Origin of the sequence: Paraburkholderia humisilvae (assembly GCF_902859855.1) — a bacterium.
Classification (GTDB): domain Bacteria; phylum Pseudomonadota; class Gammaproteobacteria; order Burkholderiales; family Burkholderiaceae; genus Paraburkholderia; species Paraburkholderia humisilvae.
Map to the genome: position 1 here is coordinate 118,223 of NZ_CADIKH010000014.1, position 15,862 is coordinate 134,084.

General features: G+C 61.7%; 33 protein-coding genes. 8 read left to right on the forward strand and 25 right to left on the reverse strand.

The window, feature by feature from the left end:
* The first annotated feature begins 12 nt into the window (after nt 1–12).
* Entirely contained in the window at nt 13–810 is a 798-nt protein-coding gene (locus HV796_RS16665) for a phage tail protein (protein ID WP_175227610.1), read from the forward strand.
* Here HV796_RS16665 and HV796_RS16670 read toward each other — a convergent pair.
* Genes HV796_RS16670 through HV796_RS16680 form a run of 3 tightly spaced genes read right to left on the reverse strand, consistent with a single transcriptional unit; the run spans nt 797 to nt 2,214 of the window.
* A complete protein-coding gene (locus HV796_RS16670; protein ID WP_175227611.1) occupies nt 797–1,102 on the reverse strand; it encodes a hypothetical protein in 306 nt (101 codons plus the stop codon). The two genes, HV796_RS16665 and HV796_RS16670, sit on opposite strands and share 14 nt — an antisense overlap.
* Before the next feature lie 18 nt (nt 1,103–1,120).
* Entirely contained in the window at nt 1,121–1,654 is a 534-nt protein-coding gene (locus tag HV796_RS16675; protein ID WP_175227612.1) for a macro domain-containing protein, read from the reverse strand.
* Nucleotides 1,651–2,214 (reverse strand): hypothetical protein, encoded by a 564-nt coding sequence (locus HV796_RS16680; RefSeq protein WP_175227613.1) that lies wholly within the window; start codon nt 2,212–2,214, stop codon nt 1,651–1,653. Before HV796_RS16680 ends, HV796_RS16675 begins: the two co-directional genes overlap by 4 nt.
* A 93-nt stretch (nt 2,215–2,307) precedes the next feature.
* On the opposite strand from HV796_RS16680, the gene HV796_RS16685 reads away from it, so the two are divergent.
* Nucleotides 2,308–2,502, forward strand: coding sequence for a hypothetical protein (locus tag HV796_RS16685; protein WP_175227614.1), 195 nt, complete (start codon nt 2,308–2,310; stop codon nt 2,500–2,502).
* A gap of 250 nt (nt 2,503–2,752) precedes the next feature.
* Here the strand turns inward: HV796_RS16685 and HV796_RS16690 are convergent, their stop codons facing one another.
* From HV796_RS16690 to HV796_RS16740, 11 genes are all read right to left on the reverse strand, one after another.
* Nucleotides 2,753–2,956: a hypothetical protein gene (locus tag HV796_RS16690; RefSeq protein WP_175227615.1), complete on the reverse strand. Its 204-nt coding sequence runs from the start codon at nt 2,954–2,956 to the stop codon at nt 2,753–2,755.
* Nucleotides 2,957–2,958: 2 nt separating this feature from the next.
* A complete protein-coding gene (locus tag HV796_RS16695) occupies nt 2,959–3,135 on the reverse strand; it encodes a superinfection immunity protein (protein ID WP_175227616.1) in 177 nt (58 codons plus the stop codon).
* On the reverse strand, nt 3,132–3,557 hold the full coding sequence (locus HV796_RS16700) for a hypothetical protein (RefSeq protein WP_175227617.1): 426 nt from the start codon (nt 3,555–3,557) through the stop codon (nt 3,132–3,134). The genes HV796_RS16695 and HV796_RS16700 overlap by 4 nt, the downstream gene beginning before the upstream one ends.
* On the reverse strand, nt 3,554–3,991 hold the full coding sequence (locus HV796_RS16705) for a hypothetical protein (protein WP_175227618.1): 438 nt from the start codon (nt 3,989–3,991) through the stop codon (nt 3,554–3,556). Before HV796_RS16705 ends, HV796_RS16700 begins: the two co-directional genes overlap by 4 nt.
* A gap of 10 nt (nt 3,992–4,001) precedes the next feature.
* Entirely contained in the window at nt 4,002–4,346 is a 345-nt protein-coding gene (locus HV796_RS16710) for a hypothetical protein (protein WP_175227619.1), read from the reverse strand.
* 36 nt (nt 4,347–4,382) lie between these two features.
* On the reverse strand, nt 4,383–4,556 hold the full coding sequence (locus HV796_RS16715; RefSeq protein WP_175227620.1) for a hypothetical protein: 174 nt from the start codon (nt 4,554–4,556) through the stop codon (nt 4,383–4,385).
* A gap of 2 nt (nt 4,557–4,558) precedes the next feature.
* Complete coding sequence (locus HV796_RS16720) at nt 4,559–4,804, reverse strand: hypothetical protein (RefSeq protein WP_175227621.1); 246 nt, start codon at nt 4,802–4,804, stop codon at nt 4,559–4,561.
* 7 nt (nt 4,805–4,811) lie between these two features.
* Nucleotides 4,812–5,021, reverse strand: a complete 210-nt coding sequence (locus HV796_RS16725; RefSeq protein ID WP_175227622.1) for a hypothetical protein — start codon at nt 5,019–5,021, stop codon at nt 4,812–4,814.
* A 92-nt stretch (nt 5,022–5,113) separates the two neighbouring features.
* Nucleotides 5,114–5,350, reverse strand: coding sequence for a hypothetical protein (locus HV796_RS16730; RefSeq protein WP_175227623.1), 237 nt, complete (start codon nt 5,348–5,350; stop codon nt 5,114–5,116).
* 17 nt (nt 5,351–5,367) lie between these two features.
* Nucleotides 5,368–5,589, reverse strand: a complete 222-nt coding sequence (locus tag HV796_RS16735) for a hypothetical protein (protein ID WP_175227624.1) — start codon at nt 5,587–5,589, stop codon at nt 5,368–5,370.
* A gap of 11 nt (nt 5,590–5,600) precedes the next feature.
* A complete protein-coding gene (locus tag HV796_RS16740; protein WP_175227625.1) occupies nt 5,601–5,840 on the reverse strand; it encodes a hypothetical protein in 240 nt (79 codons plus the stop codon).
* A gap of 238 nt (nt 5,841–6,078) precedes the next feature.
* Here HV796_RS16740 and HV796_RS16745 point away from each other — a divergent pair, with 238 nt between their 5' ends.
* From HV796_RS16745 to HV796_RS16760, 4 genes are all read left to right on the forward strand, one after another.
* Entirely contained in the window at nt 6,079–6,279 is a 201-nt protein-coding gene (locus tag HV796_RS16745) for a hypothetical protein (protein WP_175227626.1), read from the forward strand.
* Complete coding sequence (locus HV796_RS16750) at nt 6,276–6,908, forward strand: ATP-dependent DNA ligase (RefSeq protein ID WP_246355898.1); 633 nt, start codon at nt 6,276–6,278, stop codon at nt 6,906–6,908. Before HV796_RS16745 ends, HV796_RS16750 begins: the two co-directional genes overlap by 4 nt.
* Nucleotides 6,909–7,345: 437 nt before the next feature.
* Nucleotides 7,346–8,506, forward strand: a complete 1,161-nt coding sequence (locus HV796_RS16755; RefSeq protein ID WP_175227627.1) for an FRG domain-containing protein — start codon at nt 7,346–7,348, stop codon at nt 8,504–8,506.
* A gap of 36 nt (nt 8,507–8,542) precedes the next feature.
* Nucleotides 8,543–9,193, forward strand: coding sequence for a hypothetical protein (locus HV796_RS16760; RefSeq protein WP_175227628.1), 651 nt, complete (start codon nt 8,543–8,545; stop codon nt 9,191–9,193).
* Nucleotides 9,194–9,218: 25 nt separating this feature from the next.
* Here HV796_RS16760 and HV796_RS16765 read toward each other — a convergent pair whose 3' ends face one another.
* From HV796_RS16765 to HV796_RS16800, 8 genes are all read right to left on the reverse strand, one after another.
* A complete protein-coding gene (locus HV796_RS16765; protein WP_175227629.1) occupies nt 9,219–9,413 on the reverse strand; it encodes a hypothetical protein in 195 nt (64 codons plus the stop codon).
* A gap of 51 nt (nt 9,414–9,464) precedes the next feature.
* Complete coding sequence (locus tag HV796_RS16770) at nt 9,465–9,833, reverse strand: DUF3846 domain-containing protein (RefSeq protein WP_175227630.1); 369 nt, start codon at nt 9,831–9,833, stop codon at nt 9,465–9,467.
* The gene (locus HV796_RS16775; RefSeq protein ID WP_281369788.1) at nt 9,833–10,192 is read right to left on the reverse strand and encodes an H-NS histone family protein; all 360 of its coding nucleotides are present in this window, start codon (nt 10,190–10,192) and stop codon (nt 9,833–9,835) included. The genes HV796_RS16770 and HV796_RS16775 overlap by 1 nt, the downstream gene beginning before the upstream one ends.
* A 15-nt stretch (nt 10,193–10,207) precedes the next feature.
* A complete protein-coding gene (locus HV796_RS16780) occupies nt 10,208–10,897 on the reverse strand; it encodes a YkgJ family cysteine cluster protein (protein WP_175227631.1) in 690 nt (229 codons plus the stop codon).
* Nucleotides 10,884–11,225 (reverse strand): hypothetical protein, encoded by a 342-nt coding sequence (locus HV796_RS16785; protein ID WP_175227632.1) that lies wholly within the window; start codon nt 11,223–11,225, stop codon nt 10,884–10,886. The genes HV796_RS16780 and HV796_RS16785 overlap by 14 nt, the downstream gene beginning before the upstream one ends.
* 2 nt (nt 11,226–11,227) lie before the next feature.
* Entirely contained in the window at nt 11,228–11,434 is a 207-nt protein-coding gene (locus tag HV796_RS16790; RefSeq protein WP_175227633.1) for a hypothetical protein, read from the reverse strand.
* Nucleotides 11,435–11,527: 93 nt separating this feature from the next.
* Complete coding sequence (locus HV796_RS16795; protein ID WP_175227634.1) at nt 11,528–11,737, reverse strand: ribbon-helix-helix domain-containing protein; 210 nt, start codon at nt 11,735–11,737, stop codon at nt 11,528–11,530.
* A 177-nt stretch (nt 11,738–11,914) separates the two neighbouring features.
* On the reverse strand, nt 11,915–13,030 hold the full coding sequence (locus tag HV796_RS16800) for a helix-turn-helix transcriptional regulator (protein ID WP_175227635.1): 1,116 nt from the start codon (nt 13,028–13,030) through the stop codon (nt 11,915–11,917).
* 1,161 nt (nt 13,031–14,191) lie between these two features.
* On the opposite strand from HV796_RS16800, the gene HV796_RS16805 reads away from it, so the two are divergent.
* A complete protein-coding gene (locus tag HV796_RS16805) occupies nt 14,192–14,470 on the forward strand; it encodes a hypothetical protein (RefSeq protein ID WP_175227636.1) in 279 nt (92 codons plus the stop codon).
* A gap of 85 nt (nt 14,471–14,555) precedes the next feature.
* On the opposite strand, the gene HV796_RS16810 is transcribed toward HV796_RS16805, so the two are convergent.
* Nucleotides 14,556–14,807 (reverse strand): DUF6566 family protein, encoded by a 252-nt coding sequence (locus HV796_RS16810; protein ID WP_175227637.1) that lies wholly within the window; start codon nt 14,805–14,807, stop codon nt 14,556–14,558.
* 70 nt (nt 14,808–14,877) lie between these two features.
* Nucleotides 14,878–15,078: a hypothetical protein gene (locus HV796_RS16815; RefSeq protein ID WP_175227638.1), complete on the reverse strand. Its 201-nt coding sequence runs from the start codon at nt 15,076–15,078 to the stop codon at nt 14,878–14,880.
* Nucleotides 15,079–15,306: 228 nt separating this feature from the next.
* Here HV796_RS16815 and HV796_RS16820 point away from each other — a divergent pair, with 228 nt between their 5' ends.
* The gene (locus HV796_RS16820) at nt 15,307–15,582 is read left to right on the forward strand and encodes a hypothetical protein (protein ID WP_175227639.1); all 276 of its coding nucleotides are present in this window, start codon (nt 15,307–15,309) and stop codon (nt 15,580–15,582) included.
* A gap of 43 nt (nt 15,583–15,625) precedes the next feature.
* Here HV796_RS16820 and HV796_RS16825 read toward each other — a convergent pair whose 3' ends face one another.
* Complete coding sequence (locus tag HV796_RS16825) at nt 15,626–15,841, reverse strand: TOBE domain-containing protein (RefSeq protein ID WP_175227640.1); 216 nt, start codon at nt 15,839–15,841, stop codon at nt 15,626–15,628.
* Between the last annotated feature and the right edge of the window lie 21 nt (nt 15,842–15,862).

A 15,862-nucleotide genomic window follows, 5' to 3' on the forward strand; every position in this document is an offset into this window, starting at 1 on the left:
CGGAGTCGAGCAATGACGCAACCTTCCTCCTATCAGGTGCCTGCGCATCCGTCCGGTCTGGACATGCGCACGCAACTCAACCAGATCGTGCTGTCAGTGCTCGGGGACAACTGTGGGCCGACCGAACCGCCCGAGACCTATCCCGGCATGATGTGGGGCGACACGACCGCCGTGCGTCTGAAGCGGCGCACGAACGCCAACGATGCGTGGGTCGACCTCGGCCCGCTCGATGACTTCCTCGCTGACGTCAGGACGTCAATCACGCGGGCGGTGCCGACTGGCACGATCATCATGTGGTTCGGAGACGGCAACGCGATCCCTGCGGGCTATGTGAAGTGCGACGGCGCGAACGGCACGCCGAACATGATCGACACGTTCCCTTGCGGCGCTGGTGGTTCACTGGCGATCGGCGCACGCGCAGGCGCAAACTCGCGAGTGCTCGATGCCAACAATCTGCCGACCCACGCGCATGGCGTCTACGATCCGTCGCATGCGCACAGCATCTCTGATCCGTCGCACGCTCACGGCGTGGGCGATCCGGGTCACGCGCACAGCATTCCGAACTACGGCTCGGTGCAGGCGGGCGCGGATAACGGTGGTGCGCAGTGCCCGGTGGCGACCGGTTATTCGTCGGGGCGCGGGCAGAACAATGTCAACGGCAACGGCACCGGCATCTGGATCGGTGGCAGCGGCACCGGCATCGGTATCTACGGCGCGGGCACCGGCATTGGCATCTATAACGCGGGCAACAGCACCGCGTTCGATAACCGGCCCGCCTGCTGCGCGCTGTGGTTTCTCATGAAGAAGTGATCATGCGCACGCGACCCTTCAGCACCCTCGTCGCGATGGCGGCGCTCGCTGGCCTGTGGATGGCTGGGTGCAGCAGCACGAACCCGCCCGGTGATTCTGTCAGGGCGGGACATAACACGACGTTCCCGCCGTTGCCTGCGTGTCTCTTCTTCTGCTTCGCGAGAGTGGACTCGTCGATTGACACGACCAACTCGATCAACCGCACAGCGAAGCCGGGAAGGTCCGCGAGCGCCGCGAGCGCGGCCAGCGCACCGAAGCCCGCAAGCGCGCCGCAACCGCTGCCCGCCACCAAGGACCGTCCGTGATGGCGCTACTGCGTCGGATGCGCGGGCACGAGGCCCATTAGCTCGTCCCACGCACGGCGCATCTGCTGCGCGCTCTCCTGCGGGGCCATGCGGCCCGTCAGGGTGGCAAGGCCCGGGCAGATCACACTCTGGAAGTTGACGTGCCGCACGGCGCGCAGCACCGCACGGAACGCGAGGTAGGCGTTATCGGTCTGCGCCACCACGCTCGGCACCTCCATCGTCGGCGCGGCGATCATCGCGGGAATCTGCTCGTCTCCCGTGTCGAGAATGATCGCCTCGCCCACCGCGAGCAGCTTCGTCGGCAGGCCCGCAATCAGCGCCTGCAGGTTCGTCTCGATGGCCAGCCCGAAGCGGTCGCGGTAGACGAGATCGATCCCGCCGTCCATCCAGCCGTGCGAGTTCGCGGGCGACACGATCGCATCGGCTGGCGCGCCCTCGAATACGTCCGCGCATTTCACATCGAACGCGGGTATGTCCGCGAAGGCGACAGCGACCGCCTCCACCACCTTCGGGTTCAGGTCACGGAAACGCAGCTTCATACGACCTCCTGCGCAAGCTCGACGTCAGCGAGCGCCGCGATCTGCATGGCCAGCGCTTCCGTCTGCACGCGTGCGTAGTCATAGCTGCGGTACTCGGCGGGCGTGCGGTAGAGCGCCTCGGCCTGCTCCGCATCCATCGTCTGGTACGCCTGCACCGTGATCGGATCGAGCGGTTTAAAGTCCCACGCGTGCCCGCACATGAAACCGTAGAACCACAGGTTAGGATGATCCTCGCCGATGACGCCGGTGCTCCACAGGCCACCGTGGACGTCGACCACGACCGACAGCGGCGCGGCGGCACCAGCGGCGAGCGTGCGTGGCACCACGCCATGCAGGTCCGCCACGGCGATGCGCGTGCTGATCAGTTCGTGGCCCGCCATTGCCTCGGGCACGATGATCATCACGTCGCGACGCTGCCTGTAGAGCGCGTGCGTCTTTGGAACACCTGCATACCCGTTCCACACGCCGTTATGATCGCGACGCATCAGGCAGACAAGTTCGGACGCCTCGAAGGCGTCCGCATCCGGTTCGTTATCCCAAGGGTGTGCGACGGTTGTCATGAAAAGACCCTCCTGTAGCTGACGAGCAAAGTTTACGATAGCTGCTGGGATCGGCAAGGTCCCCATCGCAGTTCTAACCAACAGGAGCGCATCATGAAAGTGATTGTGGTCAACGAAGGCGAGGCCCCGGTTCGCGTAATCATTGATGGCGATACCGTCAACGATTCGCACCTTCAGCCGGGGGAGGAAGCGGCGCTCACGGCCTCGGACGAAGGCGTGATCGAGCTACGCGAACTCGGTGGGCTGCAGGCGGACCTTTCCAGCACCGAAGGCGAGGCGGCAACCTGAACGGGCCGCGCAAAAAAAAGCCCGCACCTGAATGGGAGCGGGTGGCAAAGTGCCTAGTCCGCGTCGAGGGCTCCTGCTTTGCGGACGTTCAAATTCTAGCTCCCACAACGGGCTGGCACAACGGCTCTGGGATGGTTGCAAGCGGCAAGGCCCGTCAGCGGCACGGTGGCCCGGATTCCGGCCACGCTGCGCGTTTTCGGATGACGAAGAAAAGCCCGCTCGCGGCGGGCCTGATTCGATGTTAGCGCGCCTATGGGAGAACAACCTCCACGAGCGTTTGCGCGGGCATGTTCGTGACCGCTACATTGTCGGGCTTGCCTAGCTGGTAGGTCTTGACCTCGACCCGGCCTGCGGGCCTCCCGACAGGCGTCACGGTGACCACCACGTGGCGGCTGATGCCCGCGTGCAATAGCACGTCCCCCGGCTGCAGATGTTGCGCTTCTTTTGTTGGCATGTTCAGTCCTTTTTGAATGCCCAGATCAGGGCGATGCCCCACCCGATGAACGTCCAGCCGAAGAGAACGTTCAGGATGGCGATGGAGGTCGAGTCCTTGTGCTTGCGCCGCCCGGCGACCAGCGCGGGGAGGAAGTACAGGATCACGAGCGTGATCAGTGTCAGCGCGCCGATGGTCATGGCTGCGCTCCTTTGCGCTTCGCTTCGAGGTCCGCCGCACGGCGCGCGTTGACCATCTGATCGAATTGCGGCAGCGCGCGGATATGCACGAGCAACGTAATGAGCGCGCCATTCTGTTCAACGTTGAGGCCAAAGCCACGCACGCGTGGAAGATGCCAGTCGAGGTTATCCACCGTGAGGATCGTCCTGATTCCACTGAGCACCGAAGAAGCCTGAAGGGGCGTAAGGCCAGCGGCCTCAAGCGAAGGCTGCATCGACATCAATTCGCGGCCCCACTCGCGCACGGCGGCGCTATGTTGCGGCTCCGTTTCCCGCTCCTGTCGCATCAGTAGCAGGCAGGATGGGCAAGCGTCGACGGTCGGATCATTTCCGGTGACCTCACCGCAAACAGCGCAGCGGCAAGGCTGCAATGGCGTGGTCATGATGCGCTCCCTGCGTTGCCACGCGTTTTGATCAGTTTGCAGAGCGCGATCATCTTGCGATCGCGAGCCTTGTGCAGCGCGGGTATGGTTTCCGTCACAGCGCCCATATAGGCGTATTCCTCGTTACACAGCACCTTGACGAACAGTTTCACCGTGGCCTCCCTGACCGCTTCGTATGCCTTGTCGACTTCGGGGTCGACCATCAGCGGCTCGATCATTTTCCAAACCTCCAGCTGCTCGCGCACCAAGGCGATCGAGCGCAGGTGGTCCTCACCGTACTGCGTGTCGTGAAAGCAGGTTTTGCTGATCGTCCACATGTATTCCTCGAGCAAGGTACGAATGGCGTCGGTGCTCATTCTTGTGATCGCCATCGCCATGCTCGTCGTGAGGTCGGCCTTGCCGTCGACCTGCGCAAATTGCGTCGTCTTCTTCATCGCCCGCTCCTTAAACGTAGTGGTGCGGCAGCACGAGGCGGCGCACGAAGGAGCGGTATGTCTTGACCAGCCCGTCGCGTTCCCCGTCGCCCGGGTTCGCGACATACGCGTCGAGTTGCTCGTCCAGCTTGCCCATGAAGGCTTCATGCTTGGCAAGCAGCTCGGCGCGGTGCGCGTCGTCTGCGAACACCTGCCGCGACATCAGCAGGTCGATCCATCCGGCGCGCAACCCGTCGCGCGTCTCGGCGTCGGCCCCGACATAGGCGGCGAGCATCTCGCGCGCTTCCGTTTCACGCTTGCGGCGCGTCGGTTGAAAAATCCACTCGGTGCCGCTTTGTTCGATCATCGTGTTCATGGTTTGCCCTCTATTGGCAGTAAAAAAATCGCTGTGTTACTCGGGGCGGACTACGCCCACCGGACCCGGCTCCAGCATCACGTCGAGCCGGTCGGCCAGCCGCTGCGCGTCGGCCTCGCTTTCAAACCACACGGTCATGTAGAAAGACCCGTCGCGATTCCAAAGCTCCCAAGCCTGCACCTCGGCGCGCGGTTCAAGATCGTCGGTCATGTTCAGTCCTCGTCCGCAAAGCTCAGATCGTCCGCAAGCCAGAGGCGCAACGCATCGCCTCGCGCCTGATACTCGGTGACCGGCTTGCCCGTCCTCACGTTCGTGCCCGCCTTGCCGCTTGCAACGTATTGCTCGCCCGCGTGATGCACCACCCACACCGTGCCGTCAGCGCGGCGCTCGATTCCGACTGGCATCGCGCCCTTGTCGCGCCCGTTCGTGTCGGTGATCCTGATCGTTACCGTTTCCATCGCCTGCTCACTCCGTCTCAATGCAATAGCGGAAATAGGGCATCGCGTACCGCGTGTCGACCGTTCCGACCGCGTCCTCGGTGTACACCACCAGCCAAGCCGTGCTGCCCGGGGCGGCTGGCATGGCGCTGACCGCATCCTGCACCGCCGCGTGATCCGTCTCGCCGTACCCGTACCGGGTCTCGCCACCGTCGCGAAGTTTTGCCACGTACTTCATGTCTTGCTCCTTGGTTCGTCCCGGCAGGCCCTCCTGCCGTCAGAACCATGATCACTCTGCCGCCCGCGCAGAAGTCGCGACCGCTCGTCGCATCAGAAGCCGATCAGGCGTGCGCGCCGCCCGACCTTGGCGATCAGCGGTGCGTCGTCGTCGGCCTGCTCAAGCAGGCGCACCTGAACGATCACCTCGCGGCCCTCGCGGGTGTTCACGAGTTGCCCGCCGATGCGCCGCCACGCGTGATACACCGTTGCGGCCTCGATCGTGATGTGGCGCTTCACCGGGCGACCCGCGCCGCCCTTGAGCGTCAGTTCAAACGTAAAGCGATCCATCTATCCCTCCTGTTCATTTACAGGCTGCCGCCGTGCCAGACATCGGCGGCGAGCAGCACCTCGTAGTCGTAACCGGCGCGGCTCAGACTGCGCGACATAAGTTCGATCACATCGGTGCCAAACTTCGCGCCAAGATCGCAGGCGATGTCTCTTGCCTTTACCTTGTCGCCCTGCAGCCATTCGGTGCGGAAATACACGCCGCCACCGGGCTGAAAAACAGTGATCTGATATTCGGTCATGGTCCCTCCTTTCAGCGCCAGCCGATCGTGCGGCTGACGTTACCCGGCAGGTATCCAATCTGTGAGCCTTCGACGAGGTAGACAACAGGTTCGTCGTTCTCTTCCTCGTCATTCGCACCGAGCGGGCCGCCGATGATCACCGCGTCAGCGATGCTGTATTCAAAGGGATAAGAAGGCTGGTGCGCGAGGCGGACTTCAACGCCGTCCTCCAGGCCTTCGATCATTTCGCGCAATTCACCAACGGTCATCATTTGCTAGGTTTCCTCAACAATCCGTGCGGTGCGTCATTGCCCCGCCGACAAGACCACGATAGCTCCGGTGCGGCACTAGTTGTGCGACGTGCGGTCGCACTTAGAGTGGTCCCACGGTTTCGGCCGCGTTTGCGAGGCCCTGATAAGCTGTTGACGCGCGGCCTGATCGCTCCCCGGGGATGCCGTCTGACGAAAGCCTCGGGTGCGCGCAGCCCGCCGAAACCGAACGGAGGCGCGTATGTGCTACGGCAAGCCTGAAGAAATGCTGGCGGACTTTCTGCAAGCCAATCCGCTGGTGCCGAACGATCTCGGCCACACGGCGCTGGATGACTTCGATCACTTCTGCGCGTACTCGGGCTGCAACCCCACCGAGGTCGGTCCCGATGCCTATGCATGGGCGAAGCTGGCTTATGTCAGCGCGCGGGCCTCCAAGACATGATCGAGGCCGGGGACCTGATGCTCGCGACACTCACGCGAGCACCGTTCTCGCGCGAGGGCTGGATATTCGAACTCAAGTACGACGGTTATCGGTGCCTCGCTCGCAAGGCAGGCGAACGCGTTGATCTGATATCGCGCAACGGCAGCGTCATGAACCGATCGTTCCCAGACATCGTGGACGCGGTTGCTTCGGTGCCCGGTGACTTCGTATGGGATGCGGAACTGACCGTCGACGAGCCAACCGGCCAGTCGTCTTTCGAGCGCCTGCAATTGCGGGCGCGCACTTCAGTGGAGATGCGCGTGCGCGCCGCACTTCGACAGCACCCGGCACGACTGTATGTGTTCGATGCGCTCGCTGCGGGCAACCATGATCTGCGCAGCCGTCCATTAGTCGACCGCAAGGAGCTACTGCGCGATTCGTTCGAGAACACATCGGTGCTGGTCTACGTGACGGGTATCGCTACAGCGGGCGATTGGGTCTTTGAACAGGCGCAGGCCCTCGACTTCGAAGGCATGGTCGCAAAGCGGCTCGATTCCACCTACCAGCGCGGACGCTCGAACGACTGGCTGAAGGTCAAGTTCGCGGGCTACAGCCGACCGGCTGCGTTAGGATGGGGCCGCAAGGAATGATCACTGGCGAACAGCGACAAGGGACGTAATGGCAAAAGGAAGCGTAACGCTCGGGGAGGTAGCCACCCGCGCGAGTCATATTGAGGTGGCCTGTACCCGCTGCGAACGGCGCGGGCGATATAGGCTGGCGAGGCTGGTCGCTTCGTATGGCGAGGACTTTCCGATGACTGACCTCGGCGCGGAGATTGCGGATTGCCCCAAGAGGCATGCCGCCATCACCGAGCGGTGCGATGTGTACTTCCCTGGGCTGCGAAAGATCATGGACCCCAATGGCGAAACGCCCCGGTCACCGGCTCAGGATCACGGAGACGATGACGACGAGTGAAAAATCGGCTGCGCCCGTTCAAGCTCCATAGCTGTTGCGGTTCATAGTACGATTCTCTTCCGGTACAGCCGGAGCCACCGGATCTGCTCCAAAAACGACAACAGCACGTCCAATGACAAAAGCAAAAAAGTCAAAGCTACCACCGCCGCTGGTCGGCCAGTGGAATGGAAGTTTTCGCGCCACCCAATGGTCGGGCGACATGGTTATCGACCTAGAGATGCGTGCCGACAAAACTGTCGGCAGCGCGATGCTATTCCCGGACGAAGGCGTCAACGCGCCGGTCATCGTCGGGCGCATCGACGATATCTGGCTTGGGCCTGAAGGCGCATTCATTACCATTTTGCTGCAACCCACGCATCCGAAGAACCCGACCCATCTGGTTCCGCTACATCAGGTTCGCGAGGTTTTCCCGCAAGACATACGCATTGCGACGAAGGCTCAGGCGCGCATCAGGTGGGACGAGACAAACATGGAGGTCGAGTGGCACTCCGATATCGGTATGGAGGGACAGGCGCGGCTATCGCGCAATGATCCTGATCGCCCGTCCGATATCCCTTCGAAGCGCATGAGTTGGGATGCATTCAAACGTCATGTATCGGGGCTGGAAACGCGCAAGTTTATCTTCCGAGGTCAGCAAAAGCCGTGGCGGCTCCGATCGCATTTTCACCGCACGAACCGCTCCGATCTGTTTAGATATACCTTCGACGACCTCGGGACGTTGCATCGACATCTGAGCGCGCGTACGAAACATATTTTTAACCCTGCCGACAGCGACCAGTTCGGCGCACTTCTTCATCTGGCGCAACACCACGGCTTCCCGACCCCGCTGATCGATTGGTCATATTCGCCATATGTTGCTGCGTTCTTTGCCTTCAGGCATATAACGATCGCTGCCTCGCGCAAGCGCAACGCTGGTTTTGTTCGCATCTTCCAATTCGATCAGGCCAAATGGCGAGAGGACAATCTCCAGATACCAATCACGGCACCCGTGCGGCCTCATTTCTCTCTACTGGAGTTTTTGGCGATCGAAAACGAGCGGCTCATTCCGCAGCAGGCGCTGTCAGCGCTGACGAATGTAAGCGACGTCGAGTCCTATATAAAGGTGGTCGAGCAACTTCGGCAGCATCAATACCTCTATGCGATCGATATCCCGGTCAAAGAGCGCGAGACTGTGATGAAAGAACTGGCCTTGATGGGCATCACAGCGGGGGCGTTGTTCCCGGGTCTCGATGGGGCATGCGAAGAGTTGCGCGAACGGTTATTTGCGCTGTGATCTAGATAGCGCGAACGGGAACCAGCGAAAGGAAAAATGGATACCGGAAACGTTTCAGCCGTCATTTCCGCCACTGCGGGCATCAGCGGGGTTCTCCTCGGCAACGCCTTTGTCGCGATCAAAGAATTGTTGATCAGTCACTCCAAGCGGCGCAAAGACACCGCGTACCTTGCGATCATCGTCGTGTCCCATCTCGATCGGTTTGCCAATGGATGCCTCCACGTCGCCTACGATGACGGCACGGCATATGGGCAACCAGCCGGTCGCGACGGAGAGGAGTCGGTGCCGACAGCTAAACTGCCCGAGTTTCAGCCGCTTGACATCGACGTTGAGTGGAAAGCGCTACCGCGAGATCTCATGTATTCGATCATGCGTCTGCCTGATGAGAGTGAGCAGATCCAGAACCGACTGGCTGGCATCGAGGAGTTCGACGATGACTATCCCGACCATACCGAGTTTTTTTGGGTTAGACGGCGGGAATTTGCGGCTCTAGGACTCACCGCGTCAGAACTCGCGCGCCGTCTGCGAAGGCACGCTGGAATGCAGGTTGAAGAACCCAAGCCCGGTGAGTGGCACCGGGATCAAGGCATGCGGGAAGTGATTCAGACGATCGACGAAAAGCGGGCCGCTTACGAGCGTCGGCGCAACGAAAAATCATCGTCGACGCCATTCGGCCCCACTCCCTAAACGTCCTTATATGCAACACCACACCTCATTGGGTACGAGCAGGCGCGTCATGTGTGCGGCCCTCGTGCGACGCGATGAACTCGCGCAGTGCCACAAGCATATCGTCGCGGTCAGCGTTCGACAGCCAGTTCATCATGCCGTCAGGGCCGAAATCAAACACGAGCAGCGCAAAACCTTTGCCTTTGAAAACGTCGCCAAGTATCGAGCCGATCTCGTTCATCGACTGGTGAAGCTCGGGCGAGATCGCGTGATGCATGTAGGTTTGTCATGGCTACTCTCCAGTGGGAGGATCACGGCGCATCCACACAACGTGTTCGCGCACATAGTCGATCGTCATTTCCGGCGCGCAGTTATTGCCATCGGAGGTCGAGCCGATCCAGAGCGCCTTGCCTACGATCACGTCATGCGGCCAGAGGCTGCAAACGAAGCCGCACATCAATGCCGGTTTGCGCAGCTTGCCTTCCTCGTCGACATACATCACATCGCTGCCCGAGTTCTCTGGCACCACCGCTTCAACGATGCCACATTCGAGCAGCGCATATAGCTCGTGCAGTTCGTCGAACGTGCCGGTATCGCTGCCGAGTTGGACGAGCCGCACCTCGCCCTCGAAAGGATCGATCAGATAGGCGGTGGTCGCCATCACCTCGCCCCGCGTATCAGGAAGGCGTCGCGATCGTCGCCGCGCATCCACAACGGCGTGCGTCCGCGCCCGCTCCATGTCTTGCCCGATGCGGGATCACGATACTTCGGCGGCACCGAGGCGTGCGGTGCCTTCGGCCTGAATGTCTGCGGCTTGCGGCCACGGCGCGACGGGATCAGTTGCGTGCGCACCAGACCGAGGTCGTGCGCGGTGAGGCCATATGTCTCGATCAGCACCTTGCAGGTCGTGATCGCGCGTGCCGATTCAGCAGTGCGCGCCAGTTCGATCTGCGCCTTGACCTCTTCGAGTTCCTTCAGCAGCGAGCGAAGCTCTTTCATGATGTAGCCCTCGGATTTCATGGTTAATGTCTCCGGCTATTGTTTGCCGTGTGGGAAGAACGCGCGGATATCGCCCACGGCTGGCGGGCGCTCGATCAGGACGGGCACTGGCAGGCCGGTACGCGGATCACGCCCGATGCCTTCGCGCCGTGAGATGGTCGCCATCGCGAGCGCCATCTGGTAGTCCATCAGGTTCAGGTACGGCACCTTCGTGGCTTCGCTGCCGACCAGTTCGCACAGCAGCGCGTCGCTGTCCATGTTGAAGTGCTGGCGGCAGGCAAGCGGGCGCGACGCGTAGATCGAGCACGCGCCGCCCTTCAGGAACGGGCAGGGATTGTGATAGCCCGACTCGACGTCGCCGCGCTGCGTGATGCCCGTCACCTTCGCTGGCTTCACGCCGATGCGTTTGCCGATCAGCGCGGCCTCCTGCTCGGGCAGCAGCACCGCGATATGGCAGCAGTGCGAGCAACCCTTGCGGCAGGCCGAGCGCGGTGCCGCGATCGCGGCCAGTTCGTCGACGGCTTCCCACAGCGCCTCGATTTTCGTGGCGATGCCGACCAGCGGATTGTTCAGCATCGCATTCACGCTGACGTGGTGCCGCCGCTTGATGGGCCGGGACTGCTCGTTGACGATCTCGATCACGCGGGCGAGCTTGCCCGAGTCGAGTTCGCGCCAGCGCACGACCACGTTTGCGTCGTGCTGCGCATTGGTTTCAGCCAGCGCCATGCTGGCCTCCGTAGAACATCTCCTGCAGCAGCAGCGCGCCGAGCAACATGCGCGGATCGCTACCGCTCGGGCGCTCGGCCCCGATGCCGGTGATCGAGGCGAAGCGAACGAACCGGCAGTGGGCATCGACCACGACCTGATCCCACTGGCCATCGCTATCGCAATAGAGGACGCGCTGGTACGGATGGCCGACGACCAGCCGGCCTTCGTCGACGAGCGACGCGAGGACGTGCTCGATATCGTTGGTCACGGTCTTGTGCTGATCGTGCTGACCGCAATCGGTGATGGCGACGAGGTTGAATGTCTCCGTCCTGAAAACGGCGTGCATGATCAGCCTCCCTTGCGCGGGCCGCGCTTCGGGCCTTGCGGCTGCGAGGCTTCGTGCGGGTCGGGCGCGACTGCGCCATCCAGATATACAGTCACGCTCTGGATCAGGATTGCCTCGGGGGTGGTGCCGCGCTGGCGTGCATAACGCACCAGCCGCTTCATGAGACGCGCATCGAGCGACAGGTCGACGCGATTAGGAGAATCAGGCATGGCGCGCCTCCATCGGGAGACGGACACCTTGCCGAAGTGAGATGGTTAGAATGTTAAATCGCGTGCGATGATGAGGCACGCAGGGGGACGAAACTAGTCGTGCTTCTTCAGCGGGTGCTCGTCCATGAACCAGTCGGCGGCAAGCGAGAACAACGCCGAGCGGTTCAGCCCGCCACGCTTTCTGCGATAGGCATCGAGGCGTTCCAGAACCTCGGGCGGCACCGTAATACTGATCTTCACGCGCGGCCCCTCGTCGTCCTCCTCCGGCGCTGACGATCGTTCGGCATTTTTCTTCGCAGTCATATAAGCCTCGTTGGTTGCACGAGACGGCACTATAGCAACGATGGGCGATGCTCAATATTTGGGCGTTCATAACCGGATGCTCCATTGTTCATACCGGGTGGGCAGGCCGACATACCACTAAGATCAAAAAAATGCGCTTGCTGCGCCTGTCGGTTTCCGCGCTGAAACTTTGATGCGCTAGAGGTTTGCCATCTCGCGTTGCATACGTTCCAGCCGGGTGTTGCGCTGACGATCGCGCTCCTTGCCTTCACGCTGGCCCCGCCCATTGAGCGCGCCCGCGTCCATGAACGCCGCCTCCATTGCGGACGTCGATGCCGCGCCATGATCGTCTGCCGCCGCCTTGCTTGTTCGGGTGGCCTTCATCACGGCAGCGGGTGCCGCTTCAGCGAGTGCTGCCGCCCCGGCCTGCACGGTATCGCATGAGCTGGCCATGCCAACGGGTCGCAGCAGCTGCTCGGGCTTGCAGTGAAAGATCGGGCAGAGCTTGTCGATCGTTTTCGCACGCAGCCATGCGTTCGCTTCCATCGCCTTCACGTTGCTGCCGGTGGAGCCATACGCATCGGCCAGCGCCTTGACGTTCATGCCGCGATACAGACGCCACGCGAGCATCGGTGACTTGCCTGCGTGCAGATGTGCGAGCACGCCCTCGGGATAGTCGGTCCCGGCTGGCGAGCGCGGTTCGCTGACCGTTCGGCGGTGCGGCTCCGCCTTCGCGCGCTCGACGGACGCGGGATCGGTCTCGGGCTTCGGTGTGAATTGCGCGATCGGGCAGTCGTAGATCTGCGCGAGCTTTTCGAGCGTCGGCGCGCTCGGCACCGACTTGCCGCTCTCGTGCCAGATGATCGTCGTCTTGTCGCGCCCATACAGTTCAGCAACGTCAGCGAGTGTGAGGCCCCGGTACTCGCGCCATGCGCGCGTGAAATAAATGCCATCAGCAATGCGCTCTGCGACCTCGGCAGGTGGAGCGTCGACGAACTCGCGGAAGAACACGCGGTTCGACTTCTTCGTGGCAACGGGTGCGGGAGGCAGTTCAGGAGATGTGGACGCGGGCGGCGCGATGAATTCTGTCGAGGCGATAACTGGCGGCGAATCGGGAGGAGGCTCTGGAAGCCGTGCGATCAGGTTTTGCCAGTGGCGGTCATGCGGATTGCGCGACGCTGAAGACTCTGCCGGTGGTGAAGTCGCGGTCGGTTCGTCAGGCGTCGGCAACTGCGCGGCCTGCAGCGACCCTTTGAATTGTCCCGGGCGGGACGTTGCTTCAACTTTGGCGGTCTGCGCCCGCCTTGCTGCCATCCAAAACTCAGTTAGAGCAGAAAACATCGTGTACGGGATTGTCGCCTTTAGGCGATTGCCCGCATGGTCCGTCTCGTAACGGACGTCGGAATAGTCAAGGCCGTAGGACATCGGTTCTCTCCCATCTTGATTTAATGCGCGACCCCTCGCGGTCGGCATGGGCGCGACCAGCGATGCGGTTTTGCCTGCACAAAACCTCTTCACTTCCGCAACACCCACACGACCACCGTAAATATTACGAATGCAAAGTGCAACCGATTCTCAGTTCCTCGGGGGCGACGCACGTCCGCTCCGGTTGCACAGCGAGTCGTCAAACCAGTCCCGGCAAGGCTCGATGATCCTTGATAGGTACAAACCCCACACCATTTAAAACGATGCGCGGCGCATCGAATACCTGACAGATTTGATAGGTTAAATGCGGTATCTGCAGGTCATGTTTTCCGGGGCGACGTGGGCCTCATATCGGCACAGGGTTCAGGCGGCGGCGTCGCCCCCGGGCAGCGTGGCCCGCCCGGTCAACGGCAGCGTTTTAGCGCGCCAGCGGCTATTGCGCAGCGTCGGCGCATGCGTGCGGATAAACGCCTTTCGTGACGGGAAAATGGGGCCGCTAGGGACTGCGTGGGGCGCGCCGCGTGCGCTGTTCCGGGCAAGGCGCGCGGCCCCGTCGCAGTGGATTCAAAGACGCGGACGACCGTTCAGTGCGACGGCCAAGTGCGACGAAGGAAGGAAGAGTGCCCGGAGATGCCCGCTGTGTAAGCCACCAACGTTTCCCGAGCACCAGTCCATCATCGGGGCAACGCTGACGCGGCGCGGACTCAGGGTTTGGCTTGACAGCATGGAAAACGGTGACAGAAGAGGCAGAGATCAATCCACAATTTTACCGCAGCCCTGCAAAAAGACCCCTGCCCCCCGTGGTCCCGAAGCTGAATTTTCTCAACTATTGGATAGGGTACTTGTCGGAATATTGTCATGCACAGCTACGAAACCCGCGCCAGATAAGGCCGAGGGATTGTTTCGATTGACAGAATAGTAATTTCGAGATATCGCGCATAAATATTCGATAGTAAGGGTATACACTGCGCCTCAACGATGTCGCAGCACCCTTTCGCACAGTAACCCACGCGACGTCTTTCCGAATCGAAACTTATTGGAGTTGTCAGCATGAAGACCAAACTGATCGCAGCAGTCCTGATCGCCGCCTCCGCCGCCGTTGCCGCCCCTGCTTTTGCAAGCGGCTATGGTCCGGCACCGTTCTATCGCCCGAGCACGGGCGCACCGGCGTCGCAACGTGGCCAGAGCGAACAAACGCTGGCTGCGGAACAACAGCAGATCAATGACAGCAATGTCGCCTACGGCGGCGTGCATGCCGGCGACACGCAAGCGGGCAGCCGCGGCGCGCAAACCGTGCAAGGCGGCGAGCCGATTTTCAAGGGCCACTAAGCCAACCTGGTTGCCAGCAACTGATTTGCAGTCGATAAAAACCGGGCGTTCGAATACGAACGCCCGGTTTTTTTACGTCACTTCGTCACTTCGCTGGATCCGACATCCCGTTGTCGATTGCGTCGCGCGCGGCACGAATCGCGGCTTGTGCCGCGGCACGCTCGGTCGACCAGAAACCGTCGATGTGCACAAGCCGCCAGTCCAGCGTCACGACTGCGCCGCTCAGTATCCTGAAGTGCGCTTTCACGCCGGTGAGCACCTGCTCGACCGCAACCTCAATGTCGTATTCCTTATAGCGCTCGTGATAGTCGCCCATGTCGAGCCCATTCGGCTCCATGTCCGGCTCCTTGCATGCGGCATACGCCGCGCCGATCTTTCATCAGGCAGTGCAACAGCTCCGGCTCGCGTCAATCGCAATCGCCCGACAGGTACTTCCTGCCGTCGCAGGTAATCTCGACACCCTCGCCTCGACCAGCCTTCGCCACCAGGCCGGCGCCTAGCAGTTCCGCGACTACCGGGGGCGGCACCGGCGCCGGCGCGTCGCCGGCCTGCATGTCGTTCAGATGCCGCAACATATCGATCGCATCGGGACTCAAAGCTTTCATCATCGCAACCTCCGCAAGCTGAGGGACGGCCTTCATTCACCGTCGTTGCCCGATTCATGCTAGCACTTCCTGCGAAGATTGCCGGAACGTTCATGAAAGGAATGCCCGCCATGCGCACCGAAGCATTCAGGCGGATTCCGGTTGGGCGCGCAGACTGCGCGGGAACCGGCGACGCACCCGCGCGCTCAACGAAAAATGAACGGCAAATGGAGCGAACGCTCGGGAGGATTGATGAACGGATTAAAGCTGAAACTGCCACTGGCGACGGTCGCGTCCGCTGTGTTGCTGCTGAGTGCCTTCGCATTGGCGAGCGGCACGGCCTCGGCACAGAACGCGCCCACGCAACACGCGCCGTCGCCGGACATGAGCGCGTCGATGGTCAAGCCGCCCGCCGACGCATCAGGCGGCTCGAACAACCCGGACAATATGCCCGTCAAGAAACCGCGCAAGCCGACCAACGACAAGATGATGCACTCCCCGCCCGCCAGCGCGACCAACGCGAAGTAACCGCGCCGGCCATGTCAGGTCGCGCGCGTCGACGCAACGCCGGTCAAAGCCGCGCGATCGATACCTCGGTCGACTTCACAAGTGCGACGACCTCCGAGCCCTGCACGAGTTCGAGTTCGTCGATTGAACGCGTCGTGATGACCGACGTGACGATGCCGAACGGCGTCTCGACATCGACCTCCGACACAACCGGACCGCGAATGATCTCCTTGATCTTGCCCTTGAACTGATTGCGTACGTTGATGGCGACGATGCTCATGCGAGTGGCTCCAAAAGAAAA